This window comes from Streptomyces sp. SirexAA-E (assembly GCF_000177195.2).
Lineage (GTDB): Bacteria > Actinomycetota > Actinomycetes > Streptomycetales > Streptomycetaceae > Streptomyces > Streptomyces flavovirens.
Genome location: NC_015953.1, coordinates 5790605 through 5811214, shown reverse-complemented (window position 1 = coordinate 5811214; position 20610 = coordinate 5790605). Strand labels below are relative to the sequence as shown.

At 73.9% G+C, this 20610-nt stretch carries 2 protein-coding genes (1 of these 2 running past the window's edge); both read right to left on the bottom strand.

The genetic code is table 11. The features are described 5' to 3' along the window. On the bottom strand, positions 1-20241 hold the 5' end (the start) of the coding sequence (locus SACTE_RS25745; RefSeq protein ID WP_014048946.1) for a lonely Cys domain-containing protein. The gene continues 20718 nt to the left of window position 1, outside the view; the window shows 20241 of its 40959 coding nt (coding positions 1-20241); the start codon lies at positions 20239-20241; its stop codon lies off the left edge, out of view. Beyond that, the gene (locus SACTE_RS25740; RefSeq protein ID WP_014048945.1) at positions 20242-20610 is read right to left on the bottom strand and encodes a hypothetical protein; all 369 of its coding nucleotides are present in this window, start codon (positions 20608-20610) and stop codon (positions 20242-20244) included.

Here is a 20610-nt window from a genome sequence, read left to right as displayed (position 1 = left end):
CACCTCCACCACCGAGGTCAGCTGGGCCTCGGGGTCGGCCGCCAGGCGGGCCGCGGCGAAGTCGAACAGGGCGAGGTAGCCGGCCGCGTCCGGGGCGCGGTCGGTGTGTTCCCGGACGTAGAAGTCCAACATGTCCATGCGGAACGGGGTGAACTGGCTGAGCAGCGGATCGTTGGCGCGCATGCGTTCCAGCGCGCCGATGCCCTTGAGTGCCTGCTCGTACCGTCCGCCGGGAGTGCCGCGGTCGTCCTCGATCCCGACGCCGAAGGCGATGCGCAGCGCCCGTACCAGCCGCAGTGTCGTCGCCCGCGTCTCCGGCGGCACGTCGCCCGGAACTCGGTGCAGCCCCGCGTCCCGTGCCAGCTGGTCCAGCTCGTGGTCCAGCGGCTCGGGGCGCCGCACGACCCGGCGGCCCCGCTCGCCGTTCGCCGCGTCCACCGTCGCGCGCCCGGCCTTGTCGAAGCCGGTCATCCGGGTGGCCCCGTCCGTGTCCCGACGGGTCAGGTTCGCCACGTGCTGGGCGAGCGGGACCTCGCCCAGCGGGTCGTCGACATGGGGTGCCGGAGCGTGCGAGGGCTGTGGCCGCGAGGGGTCGCCGTCCGACGCGCTCCAGCAGACCTCCAGGTGGATCCGGTGCCCGGGGGGCAGTTCCCGCACCTCGCGCAGACCCGCGATGTACGCGGCCGCGTCCTGCTTGCCCAGCCGCACCGTCCGGCCGTCGCGCAGCGGGAGCACCAGCCGCCCGGGGGACCCGTGGCCGGCGTACACGTAGACCGCCGAGTCCATGGAGACCGGTTCGGAGCCGGTCTCCTGGTATCCCGCGCCGGCGGGCGTCCGGTGCATCAGCCGCCGCATCTGGCGGAAGACGCGGAAGCCCTCCTCCCGCTTCCGGACTCCGTCCTCCCGCTGTATGGCCAGCCGGCCGTACCGCTCCTGCCTCCCGTCCGCCAACGGCTGTGTGTACACGTCGCTGTCGCGGAACGTGGTCCCGTCCAGCGCCGTCCACGCGCGGTCCGGGTACGGGTCGGTCGTGGCCGAGGGGGATGCCTGTACCCAGGAGCCGATCGGCGCGTCCGGGTCGCTGTCCACCAACGCCAGGACATGCGCGTTCCCGGTGCCGTCGGGGACCAGTCCGCCGTCGGCGCTGGGACCCCGCACCGCGCGGCCCAGCCGGTCGGCGACCCGTTGCAGCGTCTCCTGGTACTGCTGTCCCGCGAACGGGACGGCCAGGACGACGGGGACGTCCTTCGGCAGCCCGGCGAGTTCCGGGTCGGCGGCCAGCACGTCGGCGATCCCCTCGCCGTCGAGGAGCCGGCCGTCCGGCAGCCGTATCCGGCCGTTCTCGCCGGCCGCCGCCACCACGTAGGCGCTTCCGGACCACGAAGCGGGGAAGTTCGACACGGTCTTCGGCTCGGCGCCCGGCCGGGTCTCGATGACCCGTACCGACCCCGTCACGACCCGGCTGACCGGCCCGCCGGTCCAGTTACGGCCCTGCGGGCGGCCGGACGGCCCCGGGATCAGCGTTTCCGCCGACAGCAGGGGGTCGTTCGGCCCGGTGGCCGTGCCCTGCGCCGCCGGGGACACGGGGTCGCCCTCCTCGGCGGAGGGCGCGGACGGCAGCGAGGCCGGTGGCGCGGTAGCTCCCGGCGGCGGTGCGAAGAGCGTCATCTCCTCGTCCTGCGCGCTCTCGCCGCCGATCGCGGCCATGTCCCAGGCCCGCACGCTGTGGTGCTGCGGAGCGATCGAGAATCTGGACAGTTCCAGGTCGACACCGGTCGAACCGGCGGCGGAGAGCAGCAGGAACTGAAGGGCCACCGGCAGCGGGGGCTCCGGCTGGCCGTTGGCCGCGAAGTAGGAGCTGACGGCGAACCGCAGGTCGCTCCAGGTGAGTGAGGTCTGGAAGCCCTGGGCGGCGCGGGTCTGTTCCAGCGCCTGGAAGCCCTGGAGGAGCGCTTCGAACGCGGCCGTGTCGTTCTCCAGCGCGGGGCCGTAGACCAGCCGGATCGCCCGCACCCATCGCAGGACGTCCGGGGCCCGCCCCCGGTCGCCGGTGATCTGCTCGGCCCACCGGGCCAGTTCGGGGGTCGAGGGCTCGGGGCGGAAACCGGCCCACCAGTCGCCTTCGGCCAGCTGCCAGCGCGGTCCGGTCGGACCCTCCGCGGGGGCCAGCACGGGTTCGATGCCGCTGCCGGTGGTCCAGACCCAGCGGTCCAGCCCGTTGGCCAGGGTCTGGCCGGCGAGCGGCGTCTCCAGCGGGTCGGCGGGCGGAGGGCCGGCCAGGTCGGCTCCCGTGACCACGACGGGGCGTTCGGGGGCCAGTGCGGTCAGGTCTCCGTCGAACGCGAAGAGGAAGTCCACGATCCGCTCGTAGTCGACCACCGCGTGGGTGCCGTCCGACAGCGCCAGCGCGGCGGCTCCCGGGCCGCCGCGGAGCCCCACCATGTACGCGTCGGCGAACGGCAGCGTCTGGACCGGGCTTTCCAGCGGCACCGGGCCCGGACGCACGAAGCTGTACCCGACCACGTCGGCCAGCAGGCCGTACGTCTGGCGGTGGGCGTCCTGCCAGTCCTCGACCGGACGGGACGACGTCCCCAGCGGCCGACCGTGCGCGTCGCGGTGCCTGATCGCCAGCACCCGGTCCAGGAGGACCCGGGAGCCGTCCACCGCGACCAGCTCCGACACCCACACCATCGGCGGCGGCGTCCGCTCGGGGTCGGCCAGGATCTCCAGAGCGCCCCGCGCGGCGTCGACCAGCGAGCGGAGCTTCGGCCGGTGCGGCGGGGGGAGCGTGTCGATGGCATCGGACGCCTCGTCGACGGCCGTACGCAGCGCCTGGTGCACGGGGTGGCCGACGGGCAGCGGGGTGCCCAGGGCGTACTCGCCCAGCGCTCGGGAGATCGCCTGGCTCTCCCCCACCGACACCAGTCGCCGGGAACTGCCGCCCGGCTGCGGCAGACCCGCCATCAACACCATCTGCACGAAGTGCGCGAGGCCCCGGATCACCTCGTTGTCCAGGATCCGGGTGATGGACTCGGCGAGGACGTCCTCGGGCAGCGGGGCCCGGTGGGTGAGTGCCCGCCGGTAGGCCTCGCGGCTGAGCGTGGACAGCTCGGCCACGGCCCGCCGGATGTCCTCGGGCGTCATCAGCTGCGCACCGTCGTACGCGAAGTGCCGCAGCTCCGTGAGGACCAGCGGGATCTCCAGCCGGCCGTCGTCGGTGTCCAGGGTCGGGAACTGGTCGTCGTCCATGTCGACCATCTGCTTCTGGGTGACGACCTTGCCCCGGGAGGTGCGCCCCGTCAGCACGGAGGTCGTGTGCTCGCGGGCCGACGGCACCTCGCCGATGGTGGCGTCGAAGTAGCCCGGGAAGAACGGCTTGTCCGGCGTGATGGTCTTCCGGTAGAGCTCCAGCAGTCTGCCGAGCGTGGCGGCGAGGTTCGCGCTGATGTCGTCGTGCTGCCGGTCGAGGAACTTCCGGGTGCGGGGCCGCAGGGCCCGCAGGACGCGGTCCAGCGCGGGGCGCGACGCCACCGCGAGGCCGTTCTTGACCATGAACGCGGTCGGGCCCTGGTTGAGGATGACGCCGGTCGGCCTGGCGACGGTGTGGGCGTAGGCGAACCTCAGGTAGCCCCACATGTCGTCGATGTCCGGGATCGGCGAGAGGAAGGGGACGACCACGTCGGGCACGTCGGTCCGGCCGGTGAAGACGCGGACGAAGTGCGCGGTGGCCTTCATCCCGAATTCCCTGCCCGACGCCTCCACGGCCCCGACGGCGCCCTTCGGCAGCCGGTCCACCGCCCGGTCCTGGAGCGCGCTCAGCCCCAGGGCGGGGAATCCCGTGGTGGGCTGCACGTAGGCGAGGTTCGTCCGGACCGGGGTCTGGCCCACCAGGGCCTTGTCGCCCAGGTCCGTGGTCTCCCAGTCGTCCTGGGCGGGCAGGAGAGCGGCGAGGCCGATCTGCGGGGCGGTGCCCGGCTCGTCCCTGCCGTCCAGAGCTCGCTCCACCCGCCCCAGCCGTGCCAGCCCCTCCTCCTGGGACTGCCGCCGCTCACCCGGGAGTACCGCCATCGGGTCGACGACGATCTCGCCGATGAGATAACTGGCCTGCTGGGGCTTCGGCTCGCCCGGTGCCAGGTCGGGGTAGGTGAGGTGCATGCGGCCGTCGGCGGTCCGCATGACGCTGGCGTGGTCCGTGACGATCTTGAAGCCGGGTGCCCGGGCCAGTACCTGCTTGGCCGGAACGTCCCCGATGCCGCTGATCACGAAGACCTGGCGCTTCTCGACCTCCAGGCCGAGCGCCCCGTAACGGCGCCCGGTCGCCGCGTCCACCACGGAGTGCGGGGTGGACGACGACGGTGCGAACTTGGGCAGCGCACGTTCCACGACCTGCCCGGCGGGGTCCACGACCACCACCTGCGCCTCGGACGCCGCGATCGCGGGGGGAAGCGCCGACACCTGTCGGCCGTCACCGGCCGACAGGTCCACCCACACCACGCCGTCACGGCCGCCCAGGTGGTACGCCGCCCAGGCGTGCCCGAGCGCACCGCCCTGACGCCGCGCCAGGACGAACGCCACCGCACCCGGCCCCTGGACGGCGACCGCCCCGACGACCGACAGCCACGACCGCACCCTGCTCCACCCGGGGCCCACCACCAGCGACGAGGGCGCCGTCTTCACACCGACCACCGCGTCGTCCACCGTCAGCGCCGGACGCACACCGCGCGGGAACAGCTCGCCGCGCAGCGCCCGCAGCAGCACCAGGCACCGCTCGACGGACAGCCCCGTCACCGGTCCGCGGCCCGCCACCCGGCGTGCCATCGCCGTCAACTCCGCACGGCTGTACGGCCGGAGAGAACCACGGCTGCCGGAGCCGCGGGTGCCCGGGGACGCGGGAGCCGTCACGGGGAGGGGCGCGTGGGGCTGCGGCTCGTACGCGTTCCCCGGCTCGTCCCACAGCGCCCGGAAGGCCGCCCAGACGTCGTCCTCCGCCCGGGGGTTGGCGCCCCAGGGGTGGGCGCCCTTCGGGTCGGTGCCGTACAGCTCCCGCAGCAGCGGCAGCAGCTTCGGCTCGTGGAGCCGGACCCACCTCGCCCCGTTGTTGCGGGGCAGGCCGGTGTACGGGTCGGTGCCGGTGTTCGTGCCGAGGTAGGCGTTGGTGAGCTGGGCGAAGAACTCGAACTCGTCACGGGCGGAGTAGTTCCGGTGCGTGCCGGAGGGGTCGTACAGCGGCCCGTCGGGCCAGGACGCGAGTTCGCCCGCCAGCACCTTGTCGTGGAACGCCTCCGTGACGAGCCGCCGCTGGTCGTCGGTCAGCCCGTGGCGGTGGACGGCGTGCGCGAACTCGTGCGTCGCGGCGGAGTAGCCGTCGGCGTACAGCCCCGCGCCCGGCACGCTCGTGGTGCCCCCCAGCAGGTTCTCCTCGCCGACCGCGACCTGTCCGTCGGTCTCGACACCGCGCACGGTCTCGAAGGGGCGGGCGTCCTGTGCCGACTCCCCCCGCAGGACACCGAACGCGTCCAGCGAGGTCGTGGCGGCGTCCTTGGGGACCACGGTCATCCGGGCGCCCTCGTTCAGCATCCGCTCCGCCACGGCGGGGGAACGCAGCATCCGTGCCACCTGGGCCCGCGCCTCGATGCCGGCCGAGACGGGCAGGTCCGCACCGGCCGGGACGTCCACCATCAGCAGCGCGGCGGTACGCGCGAACTCGTCGGCGGGCAGGGCCCGGCGCAGCGCCGCCGCCAGCGTCCGGTCGGAGGCCAGGGCCTCGCGGTCCCGCGACGCCAGGGGCAGCAGCCGGGAGGTCCGTTCCCCCTCGGTCATGCCGGGCAGCAGTGCGGCCAGCTCCGCCCGTTCGGCCGGCGGGAGCACGGGCCGTGGCGCCGGGGCCGGTACGGCAGTGGCGGGGGTCCCGGCCGTGCCCTGCTCCTCGGGCGGTGGTGCGGGCAGGGGCTGCCCGCCGAACCGGCCGGAACGGGTCGCGCGGGCCGGGACCGAGGACATGGAGCTGCGCAGGGACGGCCCCGCGCCGATGCTCTCCGCGCGGCGGCCGGTCTCCAGCGTGCTCGTGAGGCCCGGCAGCCCTGCCCACGCCTGGGTGTGGCGGCGCGCCTGTGTGCTCAGTTCCCGCCGGACCCCGCCGAGGTCCCGCCTGATCTCGTGGACCTGGGCCCGGATCGCGTCGCGGGCCCTGGTCCCGCGCCTCAGGTCGGTGTCCGCCTGCCGCACGGTACGGTCCGCGCGGGCCACGGCCTCCTCGGCCCGCCCGAGGTCCCCGACGAGGGTGGTCTCCCGCGCGCGGGCCCCGTCGAGGCCGGTCCGGAGCCCGTCGGCCGTCTCGCGGGCGGTGTTCGCCTCGTCGAGGTCCAGCTGACGCTGCCGGTGGACGGCCCGGCCCTGCTCCTGGAGGGTGCCGGCGCGTTCCCCGGCCGCGTCCAGGGCGTTCTGCCGTTCCGTGGCGGCCGGGTCGGTCTCCGGGGTGGCGGCGACGAGCTGTTCGAGACGCTCCACCTCGGCCAGCGCCTGCTGCCACCGCGTGTGCAGCCGCCGCTCCTCCTGTGCGGCGGCGTCGTAACGGGTCCGCGCGTCCCGGGCGGCCGCGTCCAGCCGCGCGATCTCCGTCTGCGCCTCGGCGATCCGCCCCCGCACCGAGGTGAGCTCCGCCCGTACGGTCGCCGCGGTGTGCAGGGCGGCCGTGTGGACCTGTTCGGCGTTCCGGTGTGCGGTGGTGGCGGTGTCCACGGCACGTCCGGCGTCCCCCAGGGCCCGCAGGGCGCCGGGCTGCCGCCGCGCGAGCACTTCCTCCCGGTGACGCGCCGTCGCCTCGGCCCGCACCGCGTCGAGGTAGGTGCCGATGGCGTCGTGCACGCCCTGCCAGGAGTCGCGGGTGGCGTCGGTCGAATCGGCGAGGGAGCCGTCGGCGTCGAACGGCCAGTACCGCAGCCCCTCGTCGGTGCGCACCACCAGTTCGACGGGCTTCCCGGCCAGCGCCGCCGTACGGGAGCCGACCAGCAGGGCGCGGGCCAGGCGGGTGCCGTCCGGGTCGGGTCCGAGCGCGAGCCACATCTCCGCCGACGCGTCCTGCTCGTCGATGCCCTCCGCCAGCACGCTCGGCAGGTCGGTGACCGGGTGCCGCGCCCAGTCCCGCAATTCGTCCGCGTCCTGGTCGGCGAGCATCGCGGGCAGGTCGTAGATCCGGGGACCCGGACGCGGCGGGGTGACACCGAAGCCGAGGACGTCTCGTTCCCACAGCCGGGTGGTGGAGCTTCCGGTGACGTAGCGGACGCCCTGGGGGCCGGTCACCGTGATGACCGTGTCGACCAGCGTCTCGTAGCTGCGCGTGCCGTGCCGGTCCTGGGGCTGGCTGGTGGCGCCGATCCGCAGGCGGGAGAACGAGGAGGCGGACACGTTGCCGCCGGTGGAGTTGGCGTGCGGCTGCTGCGCGGCCAGGGGGAACGTCAGTCCCAGCATGTGGGAGTTGCCGCCGGTCAGGCTGTAGGTGCCCTGCTGGTTCAGGACGAAGGAACTCGCGGCCGAGGAGGCGGTCGAGGAGGTGCGGACCTGCCTGCGCACCCGGTCCACGGCGACGTCGCCGGTCTCCGTGACCGGCCGGGGACGGTGCAGGGAAATCTGCAGGGACGGCGCGGCGTCGGGCCGCTGGACCGGCCAGCTCCCGGGCATCGTGGTGGTCAGGCCCGCCGCCGTGCGGCTCGGGTCGAGGCTGATCGCACCGGCCTGGATCAACTCGCCCAGCCGGACGGCCGCGGCTTCCACCGAGGCGTTCGCGGGCAGGCCCCAGGACGTGGCCATGCGCGGATCGACCTCGCGCAGCGCCTGCACGAGCTGCGGGACGGCGTTGGAGTCGTACGCCGGGGTCGGGCCGGTCGGCTCCAGGCGCGCGCCGTCCGGGAAGGGCAGGATGCCCCGGGCCGCGGCGTCGCGCGGTGACAGCAGCAGCGGGTCGGCCGTGTGCATCGCGGGAGGGCGCGGCCCCGCGTGCGGCCGTGGTTGGGCGGACTCGGAGCCCATGAACCGCAGTGCCAGCGCGGCGGGTACGGAGATCCGGCTGACCGGCCGGCCCCGCAGCAGACGCCCGATCCAGGTGCGCACCCTCTGCGCCATGGCCCCTTCGAGACCGGACAGGTTCAGCAGCCCGTTCTGGAAGACCGCGCCGGGGATGTTGGGCGGCCACTGCCACACGGCCTCGGAGCGGACCGACGCGGTGTAGCGGTAGTCGACGTCGAAGTCGGCGGTGCTCCCCGAACGCGTCCAGAAGCGGTCCTCCGTCGTCACCTCGGACCGCGCGGTACGGGCGCGGGTACTGGCCAGCGCGATGGAGGGGCCTTCGCGGTCCGTGTGTCCGCCGTCGGCGGTGCGCGGATAGCGGGAGATGATGTTGGCCGTCCCCTGCCGGGTCGTGGTGACGCCCGAGGACGTCACCCTCCCCTGCGGGATGTGCGTGTCGACCTGCTCCATGGCGGTTCCCGCGTCCGCCGGACGGCCGCGTACGCCGCGCAGGGCGGGCGTCTGCATCATCGGCTCGGCGCTCAGGGTCACCTCGACCAGTCGCGCGCCGCCGTACGCGACGTGGACGAAGTGGAAGCGCACGTGGCCGCCGGGGCCGCGCCGGGGCAGGGCGCGCAGCGCCGCGGGTTCGGTGGTGCGGGTGATCTCGGTCGCCACACCGGAGGCGTAGGAGGCGTGTGCGGGCCGGGTGACGCCCGGGGCCTCGTTCTCCACCAGGGTGGTGAGCTCCTGGTGCATCCGGTCCCGGCGCTCCCGGCGGTTCGTCGTGTCGTCGAGCTGGGTGACCGTCAGGACGCTGGCCTTGCCGAGCTGGCGGGTGCGGACGAACCGGCCGGGAAGGGGCACGGTGGGCTGGGGCTGCGTCAGGACGGGGACCCCCGGCATGCCCTGGAACCAGGCGGCCAGGCGGGCCAGGGACTGGGCGGGAGCCAGGTAGGTCACGGCGCGGGGCAGGTCGACGGCGACCGTGACCGGGGCGTAGGCGCCCAGGCCGACGGTGTTCCCTGCGACGTTGCGCACACCCCACTTGACGGTCACCAGCAGGGTCAGGTCGCTGCCGATCCACAGCTTGCCGCCCGAATGCTCCGTGGCGTGGGTGGCCTTGGTCACGGTGTTGACCGTGCTGATGTCGTCGGAGCGGCGGGACTGGGAGTAGCGGCCCCCGGGGTTGGCCTGGTGGATCAGGAGGTCGGGCGGGGTGGGAGCCGCCTGCAACGCGGTGATCTGGAAGTTGCCCTGGTGGGTGACGCCGACGCCGCGCTGTCGGCCCGCGGTGTCGCCGGACAGTACGTCCTGCTCCGAGTAGAGCGACTCGGAACCCAGGTTGCGGGGGTTGGTCAGGTAGCCGCTGACCTCCAGCATCATGACCTGGTCCGCCACCATGCCCGGCAGCGTCAGCCCCTCCACCACGTACACGCCGCCCAGGATCTGCGCGGCCCGGGAGATGAGCTGGGCGGGGCGGATCGCGTCGTGCCGCGCCTCTGTGGCGAGGGTGCCCTGGTCGTTGAGGGACGCGCCCGCCACGGCGACCGACGTCCACTTGTAGGTCGCCGCCACTCCGCCGGCGGATGTCTTGGCCGCCCAGGTCACCGGGGTCGCGGCCCAGTTGACGGCCGACCCGACGCGGTTGACCGCACCGGTCAGGCCTTCGGGAAGCGACTCCTTCACCGCGGATCCGCGCCTGGCGGTCTCCGTGGCCAGCCCGGTCAGCGTCACGGACGCGCGCCGTACCGCCCGGCCGACCGGGCCCTGCTCCGGGTGGCCCGGGTAGGTCCCCGCGACGATCTGGCCCAGTGCCTGCGTCAGTGCCGCGGTGCCGCGGAAGGTGTCCACGAGCGCGCCTTCGGGCAGCCTGGTCAGGCCCGGCAGCGGATTGCCTTGGGCGTCGACCAGGTTCAGGCGCCGCTGGTCGTCCGTCGGCCCGCCGTCGGTGACCGGTTCACGGATCACGTGTCCGGGCCGGGGCACGGCGGGGGCGGGGTTCCTGACGGGCTCGTGGGTGCGGTAGTGCGGCACCAGCAGCGTGACGTCGCCGGGCACGGTGTGCGGTGTGGCGCCCAGAGGCAGCAGCGCCGTCCCGTCCGTGGCGCCGTCGCCGTCCGTTCCCGCGCCGTCGGCGAAGTGGATGCGCGGGTCGTCCCCGGGCCCCTCGTACAGGTCCAGGCCGAGCCTGGCGGGCACCTCGAAGAGTTCGCTGCCGTTCTGGGTCGTCATGGTGAACTGGTCGAAGCCGACCGAGTCACCGGTGTTCCCGGCGTCCGTCATCTGCCGGGTGGCCAGGTAGTCCGGGCTCATGTTCAGTCCCCAGGCGCCGTCCGCGAGGGGGGCGTTGAAGCCTCCGCCACCGCCCAGGGAGCCGCTCAGCGCCGTCCCCGACCGCCGCCCGCCGCCGGCCTCGTACGAGCTGAAGCCGACCTGGAGGATGTCGGGCAGCCTGCGCGTGTGGACCGAGGGGCGCGCGGTGTCCCGCGTGACGGAGAAGCGCAGCTGCACCCGGCGGGTGCCCGAGACGGCGTTCGGCCGGTCGAACCAGACCGGCTCGCCGCCGTCCACTCCGTCCGCCGCCGACGCGGCGAGACCGAACGTCGAACGCATCTGCCGCAGCCGCCGCAGGTTCTCCAGCTGGGCCACGACCAGCGGCTCGTCCAGGCGGAACGGCAGCGACCGCCGCCGGGGGTTGTCGGGCGGCAGGAACCCCTCCCGGCGCAGCCACGCCTCCGCCCGCGTGAACAGCGGGTCCGCTCCGTCGATCTTGAGGGGCGTCTCGGTGTACCCGATGCTCTCCAGGTTCTCCAGGTGCTCGGGGAGCTCGCGCACCTCCTCGGGGCCGGGCCGGTGCCCCGCCATCGCCGCGCGCCGGGCGATGCGCAGCCGCAGACCGTCCTCCCACGGCCCGAACGTACTGCTGACCTGGCCGCCGCCGGCCCGGTGCAGCGTCACGGTGTAGGTGACCCGGCCGGAGGTGAGCAGGTGGCTGGTCTTGGTACGCAGTCCGTGCATCAGCGTCGCGCTGCTGACGCCGTTCAGCTGGTCGTTCAACTGCCAGTTGGCGCCTACCTTGCCCATGAGGTTGCCGCCGAACGACGACGCGGCGCTCGGATGTCCCTCCGCGTGGTCGGTGGTGAACGACGGCCCGCCCGAGGCCTCGATCCCCAGGCCGCTGGTCAGCTTCGCCGACCGGTCCACGCTCGACGTGTGCGAGAACCACGTCTCCAGGGTGGACTTGCCGTCGGCGCTCTTGCGCATCGGCCGTCCCGGCTCGATCACGGCGGTGAGTTCGAGCATGCCGATCGCGTTGCCGTCCTCGTCCAGCAGCGTCGGCGAGAAGACCCCGCCGGAGCGTTGCAGGTGCGGGGTGCCCTGGAGCATCCGCTGGGACAGGAAGTTCTCCAGCGCCGTCTCCGAGTTCTCGTCGAGACCACGTAGGGAGGCGAAGTTCTGGTCCTGGAGGACTTCGGTCAGCAGTCGGCGCGGTTCGGCGACGCTGTCGCCGCCCCACAACGGGAGATCGTCGACGTCTCCGGGTTCCGGGAGGTCGGTGGCGTCGGCGCCGTCGAAGGCGAGGTGCTCGTGGAACCAGATCGTGAGGGCGCCGTGCGACTGCTCGGGCTGCCAGTTGGTCGTCGCGGCCTCGCGGGGGGTGTCCACCTGGACCTGCCACCGCCCGTCGACGTCCATCGGGTGCGCGGGTTCCTCGGCCTGCTGCTTGCTGGTGACCTGGAACGTCTCGCCGACGGTGATGGACTGGGCCAGCTGGTTGTGCGTCGCGGACAGGCTGACGGTGGCGTCGCCCCAGCGCAGCACCCCGGCGCCGTAGTCCGGGAAGATCGCGCTCCACGGCACCGAGCCGGTGCGCAGGTTTCCCGAGCTCTCCGCGTGCGAGGACGACTGGCCGCCCGCGGCCCGGAGCTCCACCTGCATGTCGGGCAGCGTCGGAGGGCGCTCGCCGGTGTTCCGGCCGTACTTCGGGGACTTCCGGGGATCGGCGTAGGCGAGCCGTACGTCCACCGACCGGTCGCGGCCGCCGTGCCGGAGGGTGATCCGGTGCCCCTGCCGGCTGCGCAGGTACGGCCGGTTCAGCTCGACCTCCTCCGCGCTCAGCACGTCGCGGAGCCGGGTCCGCAGCTCCTGGCCCTCCACGCCGGCCGGGTCGACCCCGAGGGCGCGGATGATCTGCCGGTGCAGCCCCTCCAGGACGGGGTCAGGCGTCGGCTCGTGGATGACGAGGCCGATGTGTCCGTCGTGCTGGGCGCCGTGGGAACGCATGTACTCCGACAGCTCGCCGGGCGCGGCCACCTCGGTCTGCGGTGCCACCGGCGGCGCGGCGGGGGCGGCGGGGGCCGCGGCGATCACGGACTGCGGCGACAGGCCGCCCACCTGCGCCTGGTACAGCACGTGCTCCAGCGCGTTCGCGGTCAGCGAGCGGTCCCAGCCGCGCCCCTGGGCGTAGGTGCCGACGATGTGCTCCAGCGACCGCCAGGTCAGCGGCCCGGTGTCCGGGTTCTGCGGGGTGTCGGTCCGGAGCCGTTCCAGCGCGCCGAAGCCGCGGATCAGGTTGTGGAACTCAGCGGTCCGGCCGGGGTCGGTGTCGATGTCCACGCCGTGGGTCTCGCGCACCGCCCGCACCCACCGCAGCACCCGGGTCGTCCTGCGCTCCGCGTCCGCGGGCAGGCCCGCCAGGTCGGCGAGGGAGGTGAGGGTGGTGGCGCCGGGCTCCGGGCGGAACTCCCGGTACCGGAAGACGGGCCGGTCCGGGTCGTCGAACTTGATGAGCCGCGGCGGCCAGTTGCCCTCCGCCGCGCTCCATCCCTGGGTCGCCTCCGCGGTGAACACCGTACGGTCGGACATGTTCGCCGCCGACTGGGCCGGGGGCGGGGACTCCAGCCGGTCCTTCCCGGTCCGCACCTGGCCGAGCTCGCACCACAGCGCCCAGACCGGCTTGTCCGGTCGCATCCGCTGCAGGCTCTTGCGCCGGGCGAGGAGCCTGCCGAACTCCTTGTCGCCCAGCATGTGTCCGCGGCCCGTGCTGCGCACCGGGACGGCCTTCATCCCCGTGCGGCCGTGCCCCACGAAGATGTACGAGTCCGCCAGCGGCCTGGGCAGCGGCCGCAGTCCGCTCTCCCGGTCGCTGTCGACCCCGGGCAGCCCCTCGTACAGGTCGGTGTAGTACTGGACCGCGGATATCGGGCGCAGGCCCTGCTCCCGCATCGCCATGTCCTGCGGGTCCAGGAAGGCCCGCCCGGTCAGCTCCTGTCCGTCGGCGGTCGTCAGGGCGTACGACTCCAGGTCGTCCTCGGCGACCCGCGTCCCGTCGGCGAGGGTCACGAAGGCGTCGGGGTCGTCCGGCACCAGTCCGGGGTCGGCGGGAAGCCAGGTCCCCACGGGCACCCGCCCCGGCTCGGGGTTCTCCAGGGCGGCGTACCGCCAGCTGCTCCCCTGCGCCGCCGGCTGCAACCGGAAGGTGCCGTCGGTGTACCACACCCGCCCGTCGATCCGGTCCGCGAGCCGCCGCGCCAGCGACTCGCCGGCGTCCTCCACCAGCAGCACCACCGGGACCCCCGCGGGCCGGCCGGGGTCGTGCGCCACCAGCTCGACGAATTCCTGCTCGTCGACCTCCACCGGGGTCCCGCGGCCGTCGTCCACGAGGATCCGGCCCGAGGGGGCGCGCTGCGCCACCACCGCGTGGGCCTGGTCTCCCCACGGCAGCGGCCCCGGCCTGACCACGCCCTGCTCGTCCTGGACGCCCGTCCTGTCCAGCAGCAGCCCCAGCCCCTGACGCCCCGTCAGGTTACGCCCCTGGGCGTGGCCGCCGGGACCGGTCAGGACCGTGGAGGCCGCCAGCGCTCCCGATCGCTCCAGCTGGTAGGCGGCCACGGCCGCCAGGCTCCGGGCGCGGTGACGACGCGCCGCGCTGCCGGCGACCGACAGGGCCTGGTAGACGAGATCGGGAGTCACCGGAACCGAGGGGCCCAGATGCAGTACGCGCCCGGTGATGCCCCACAGATCGATCGGCCCGGCGCCGAAGCGCCGGTCGCCCCTGCGCGCCGCGTCCAGCGCCGCGAGCGAGTTCACCGTCTGCGTGAAGGCGGGGTTCGCGGCGGCGTCCGGACCGAAGACCTGGGTGAGGGCGGCGGACAGCTCGTACCACTTCGCCGGCGTCATACCGTCCGTGCCGGGCGGCGGCGCGGGGGCGTCCGTGCTGCCCTCGGCCGGGAGGACCGGGTCGGCCGGACGGATTCCGGGCGCGGGCGTGGGGGCCGGGGCGTGGGGCTGCGCCACGTGCACGCCCTCCGCCTGGTCCCACAGCGCCCGGAAGCCCTCGTAGATCTCGTTCTGCTGCTGGGTGGCCGCGACCGGGTTGACCGGCACCCGGTCCGTGTCCGGGGCGTCGCCGTACAGCCGCCGCATCAGCGGGAAGAGCGCCGGGTAGTGTCTCCGGACCCAGTCGGGGCCGCCGTTCTGGCGCCTCAGCCCGGTGTACGCGTCCGTGCCCCGGTTCGCCCGGAAGTAGACGTTGGTGAGCTGGGCGAAGAACTCCAGCTCGTCCCGGCTGGAGTAGTTGGCTCCCGTGCGGCGGCCTTCGCCGTCCATGCCGTGCAGCCATCCGTCGGGCCACAGCGCCCCGTACTCCTCCTTGGTCTCCTGGAACACGTCGTGGACGAGCTGCTGCTGCTCCTCGCTCAGCCCGTACTGGTGGATCGTGTGGGCGAACTCGTGCAGGGTCGTGGAGTACCCGTCCGCGTAGGAGGGTTCGGCGCCCGGGACGGAGGTGGACTCGCCGAGGAGGTTCTCCTCCGTCACCCCCGCCGTACGCCGGCCGACGCCGCGCACCGTGTCCCACGACCGGCCGTCCTGGCTGCTCCGGCCGGCCAGGTCGCGGAACGGGTCCAGGGAGGTCATCGCCTCGCTCCGGGGCACCACGATCACGCGCGCGCCGTCCCGGAGCAGCTTGGCCGTGACGTCCGGATCGCGCAGCATGCGCGCGATCTGTCCGCGCACCTCCCGCCGTGCCGACACGGGCTGGTCCACCCCGGGCGGCACCTGCACCATCAGCTGCGCCGCCGTGTGTGCGAAGTCCGGCGCGGACAGCGTGGTCCGCAGCGCGTCGACGAGGTCCGGATCAGAGGCCAGCCGCTCGCGTTCGCCGGGTGACAGCGCGGCCAGCTCCTGGTCACGGCTGTCCTTCGGCAGATCCGCCAGCCGTGCCGCCAGCCGCCGGACCGGGTCCGAGGCCACCGCGTCGGTGGCACGCAACGCGTCCGCGAACGTGGTGAGTTCGTCGTTCAGCCACCGCACGTCGGCCGCTACCGCGCCCAGGGACAGCCACGTCCGCTCCATCGCCGAGCGGGCCTCGGGGTTCCGGGCCACCCCGTCCAGCAGTTCGCTGAGCCGGACGGTCAGGTCGGGCGCGAGCCCGGCCGCTCGCGCGGCACGGTAGGCGTCGCCGCGCAGGGTCCGGGGGGCGGTGGCCGGGAGCGCGTCGTCGGCCGGGGCGTACGACAGCGCCCACAGCAGGTCGAAGAGGTCCCGGGCGCGCTGCCGCTCGTCGGTGGCCAGGGCCAGCGTGTAGGCGGTGTCGGCCAGCGACTCGGTGACGTCGGGGACCAGGAAACCGTCGGTCTCGGTGGTGGGGGCGGTGGAGGCGTGCGGGGCGGCGGTGACGACGATCTCCGCGCCGCGCACCACACCGGACAGTGTGCGTCCGTCCGCGCTCACGCGGAGGGCGTGCCGGTGCACTCCGGGGAACTGCTGGGCGATGGCCTCGTTGACGGCGTCGGCGTACCGGGCGACGTCGCCGGGGAGGGTGAACTCCAGGCTGCCGAGGGGGCGCGGGTTCTCGAACAGCACCCTGCCCCGGGTCCCGCCGGCGAGGACCACTTGATGGCCCAGGCCCCGCATGAGCGCGCTGAACCGGCGGCCCACGGCCAGCTTCGCGTCGTCGGAGACCGGTGCGACGGGCGGCGTCCCGACGGTCTGGGCGGTCCGGGACGCGGGGGCCTCCGCGTCGCCCCGGACGGTGCCGTCCGCCGGCGGGGCGGCGGGCGGCTCGGTGTCGGGTGCTCGGCCGGGGAAGGTGTGGATGGTGCCCTGTTCGGCGGAGGTGCCGGCCGGGGCGCCGGAGGCCTGGTCCGTCGCGAGCGCGAAGTCCTCGTAGGCGGTGCGCCAGGTACGGCGGGCGGCGCGTGCCGCGATGCCGTCGAGCGCCTCGGTCCAGGGTCCGGGCCGGTGCATCAGCAGCCGGACGTGGTCGACGGGGTCGAGTCCGCTGTCGGCGACCCGCACGGAGCCGTTGAGGGCGGCCTGGAGTGCGGGGCCTTCACCCAGGGTGATGCCTGCGGCGGTCAGCTCGGCCGAGGCGACGGTCTCGTCGGGCGCGAGCCGCGGCGGGTCGCCGGGCAGGTCGTCGGCGGTGACCAGGGCGGCGGTGCGCCGCCGTTCGTCGTCCGTACGGCGGACACGCGGGACGACGGACGCCACCCGGGCGTCGACGGCCGCGTCCGCGCCGAGGTCGCGCAGTCGGTCCACGGCCTCGTCGAGTCGCCGCTGCGTCCGCTCGACGTCCCGCCACGCGTCGCCGAGCCTCGCGGCGTCGTCGGTGCCTCCCCGGCCGCTCTCGACCCGCTGGGTGAGCGTGTTCGCCGTCCGGACGGCCTGGTCGAAGGCGAGGAGGGCGTCGTCGCGCTCTGTGCGGGCCTCGTCGACGGCGCGGCTCGCGAAGGCGTCGTCGATGTCGACCGGGACCGTGTCGACGAGGGGCCCCTTGCCCTTCCCCCGGTCCGTGCGGAGACCGTCGCCGGGGGGCGTGGTGAGCCCGTCGACGGCCGGCGCCGTGGCCGTGGCGGGTGTGACCGGCGGCGCGTCGGTGTCCGACCGCCCTTCGTCCGCGCCCGTCACGGACGCGGTGGCGGTGGTCGAGGTGGTCCGGACAGGGGCTGCCGGTGCGATCGGGGCGGTGTCGGTGTGGTCCGTCGGGCCGGTCGTCGGCATCCGCAGCGCGCGGGCCGGGTCGTCGACACCGCTCGGGGGCCGCGTGCCACGCGCGGTCAGCGGGTGGTCGAGGACGACGGCATTGGTGGCGATGACGTCCTCGACGGTCCCCAGGTAGCTCAGTGGCACGGCGGGCGACGGGTCGGCCGTCGTGCCGTCGCCGTCGTTCGGCCGCACCAGCCGGCGGAACAGCGCGTCGGCGGCCGGGCCCCGGTCGGGCACGCCCGCGTAGTTCAGCAGCGTGTGGAGCACCGCGGCGTCGTCCCGCACCTGCCGCGTCGCCGTCTCCTCCGGGGAGGCGGCGGGGTCGGCCGTGTGGAGCCGCCAGTTCAGCTGGTCGACGTCGCCCGGCCGGGAGGCCCTGCTCAGCTCGACGGCCTCGGAGTGACCGGGGGCCGGCGTGAGCGTGAGGTCCACATGAAGCTGGTCACCCGAACGCGGCAGCAGCAGACCGTTGTTCAGGCGGGTGTCGAGGAGCGTTTGAATCCGCTTCTCGAACACGGCGAGGTCGCCTGCGGCGAAGCCCTCCCCGGCCCGGACCGGCAGGTGGAGGGAGAGATTGCTGATCCAGCGGCCGTCGTCGGCCTGGATCCGCTGCACCCACGCGCGCACGAGAGTCTCGCCGGGGTGCGGGCCGGGTTCCGGGGCCGGGTCGAGCTGCTCGGTCCGCACGGGCACCGCCGGTGCGTCGTGGCGCCCGGTCCGCCACTGCTCGGGCCGCACCGGGTCGGCGACGGGCACGGCGGGCTCGGACGCCTGCCCGGTGCGCACGTCCACAGCGGTGTCGGTGCCCGCGTCGGTGCCGGTGCCCGCGTCGGTGGCGTCGCCGGTGCGGTCGCCGGTGGCGTCACCGGTGGACGAGATGTCGCCGCCCACCGTGGCCGGGCCGCCGGCCGGGTCCGCGCGGGACGGCTGCGGGGGCGCGGGCGTCGCGTCCAGGTGCGGGGCGTCCACGGACGTACGCGGCCCCGCCGACGGAGCCGCCGGCGCCGGTACGCCGTCGGGCCCGGCCGGGTCCGTGACGGGCGGCGGGGCGAGCGACGGGTCCGCGTCGTCGGACAGCTCCTCCTGACCGTCCTGGTCCGTCTGCTGATCCGGCCGGTCGGTCGTGCCGTTCCCGTCGGTCAGGTCGGTCCGGGACGAGGACGGGGACTGGTTCCCGGTAGGGGACGTGCCCTGCGGGGAACCGGGCGGCGTGCCCTGCGTCCCGGGTGCGGGCGCCGTCGCGTTCGGGCCGGCCGACGTACTCACGGGGGTCGGCGGAGCGACGGTGCCGGATTCGGCGTCGGGATCCGGCAGGGCTTCGTTCCCCCGCTGGTGTGTGCCGTCCTCCGTGCTCTGCTGAACGCCCGTGTTCCGGGCGGGCGTTCCGCCTCCGGGCAGATCCTGTCCGGAGGTGCCGTCAACGACGTCCCGGGTCCCGTCCTGGCCGGTCCACGCGTCGTCCAGGTCGGCGGCCAGGTCCGAACCGTTCGTACCGACCGTGGTGCTCGGGCCCGGTGCGGCGGGGGAACCCTTCGGCGTCGTGAGTCCTTGCGGGAGGTCACTCGTCGACCCCGGCACGTCCGAGGTGGCGCCGGGCGTGAGGTCCGGCGTCGGATCGGGCACGAGGTCCGGCGTCGGATCGGGCACGAGGTCCGGCGACAGCTCGGGCAGTGTGAGGTCGGCGTCGGGTCCGGACGACGGCACCGACGTGCGCCCCGAGGTACGCCCGGAAGGCAGCGGCGTCGTGTCGGACGAGGACGAGGACGGGAGCGTGGAGGGCGAGGAGGTGGATCCGGAGACCGGCGACGACGTGGGCGGCGGCAGATACGGCACCTGCGACCCGCTCGTGGCGTCGAAGCCGTTCGTGCCGTTGACGATCCCCGTGCCGCTGACACCGCCCGTGCCGCCCGCTGTCCTCGACGAGAGGTCGAACGGCCCGGACAGCGCGTCGGAGCCGCCGGTCGGCAGCGTGTTCAGCGTGGACGGGGGCGTGCTCGACGGCGGGGGCGTGTACAGCGGCGGAGGCAGGACGTCGATACCGCTGCCCGTCCCGCTCGGGAGATCGGTCGAGACGGTGTTCGGGAGCGGGGTCGCGGGTCCGGGGGTGAACGGATTGCTCTTGACCGTCGACGGGCCCTTGGCGTCCGGGCCGCCCGCGGAGCCCACGCCGGACTTCTCGGAGCCCGAGGACCCCGAGTCGCCGCCGCCCAGCGGGCTGTCAGGGCCGGGCAGGTCGTTGAGGTCCGTGAACTGGTTCTTGTTGTTGAAGTAGTTGTTGTAGATCGTGAAGGCCCCGGCGCCGATGGCCATTCCCGCACCCACGTCGAACAGGGTGCTGGTGCCGGACCCGACGAAGGTCTCCCACTTGAACTCCCACTTGTCGTAGAAGGCCCCGTTGATGATGACCTCGGCGGTGCTCTCGGCGGCGCCCCCGACGACGAAGGTGGTGACAACGGTCGGCGGACCGTTCACCAGCCCCTTGAACAGCAGGCTGTTCGGGTTGATGCGGAACTTGTCGAAGACGTCCCCGAGGACGTTCTTGAAGTAGTTGCTGATCGGTTTCAGGAACTTGTCGAAGATCTCCATGAAACCGGCGGTGAGCGCGCCGAACGCCGCGGCGACCCCGACGTCCTTCCAGTCGACGCCGCCGGGCTTGCGGCCGCCGGTGTTCAGACCGATCTGCGCCAGCCGGACCGCCAGGGTCTGGATGGCCTCCTCGATCGCCTCCCCGAGGGTCGGCGCGATGTGCGACATCCGCAGCAGCCGGTCGATGATCATCAGGATCGCCAGCTTGCTCCGGGCCCTCGCCAGGAACATCTGCGACACCGAAGCGCCGCCGGTGAACGCCATCAGCGCTGCCAGCAGCGCCAGTTCGGCGAGCAGCATGATGATCTCGGCGATGATCTCCCACTTGGATCCCTGGATCTTCTGGGAGTAGTCGACCTGGCCGTTGGCGAGTTCGTCGAGTTGGTACAGCAGTTGCTGGATGGGGTCGGTGCCGCCGGGCATGTCGGTGAGCATCCGTACGCTGTCGATGTACGGCTTGGCCACCTCCGGCGGCAACGCGTCCTCCACCATCTGGATCGTCTCCCGCGAGGCGGCGCGGAGGTCGATCAGACCCTTCTGGAGAGCGAGGTAGAGCTGACGACTTTCCCATGCCAGATTCTCCCTGGCCTGCAGGGGCATTTCGCCCAGCAGGATCCAGAGCATCGTCCGGACGTCCGGCGGAAAGTCGATCTCCTCCACTTAGTGCCTGCCGCCCCCGGCGGAGTCCCCGCCCGGCCCGTCGAGGCTCGACATCTGGCGCCCGATCTGCTCGTTGGCGTAGGCCGACACACCCTCGATGTGCTGCCCGTTGGCCCAGACCGCCTGCCGGAGGTCCGCGAGCGCGGTGCCCACGGTCCTGATCAACTCCAGGCAGGACTCGTTGGTCGCGTCGTACTTGGGCAGCACCTCAAGGGCGAAGTCGTCGTTGTAACCGGCCCAGCCCCGGTAGTTCTGCATGTCGGAGATGAAGTCGTCGGCGATCTTCTTCGTCCTCTCCGGCAGCGCCTCCATCATCTCGCCGCCGCGGCGTATACGGCCGGGATCCGCGATGAATTTGCCCGTGCTCAT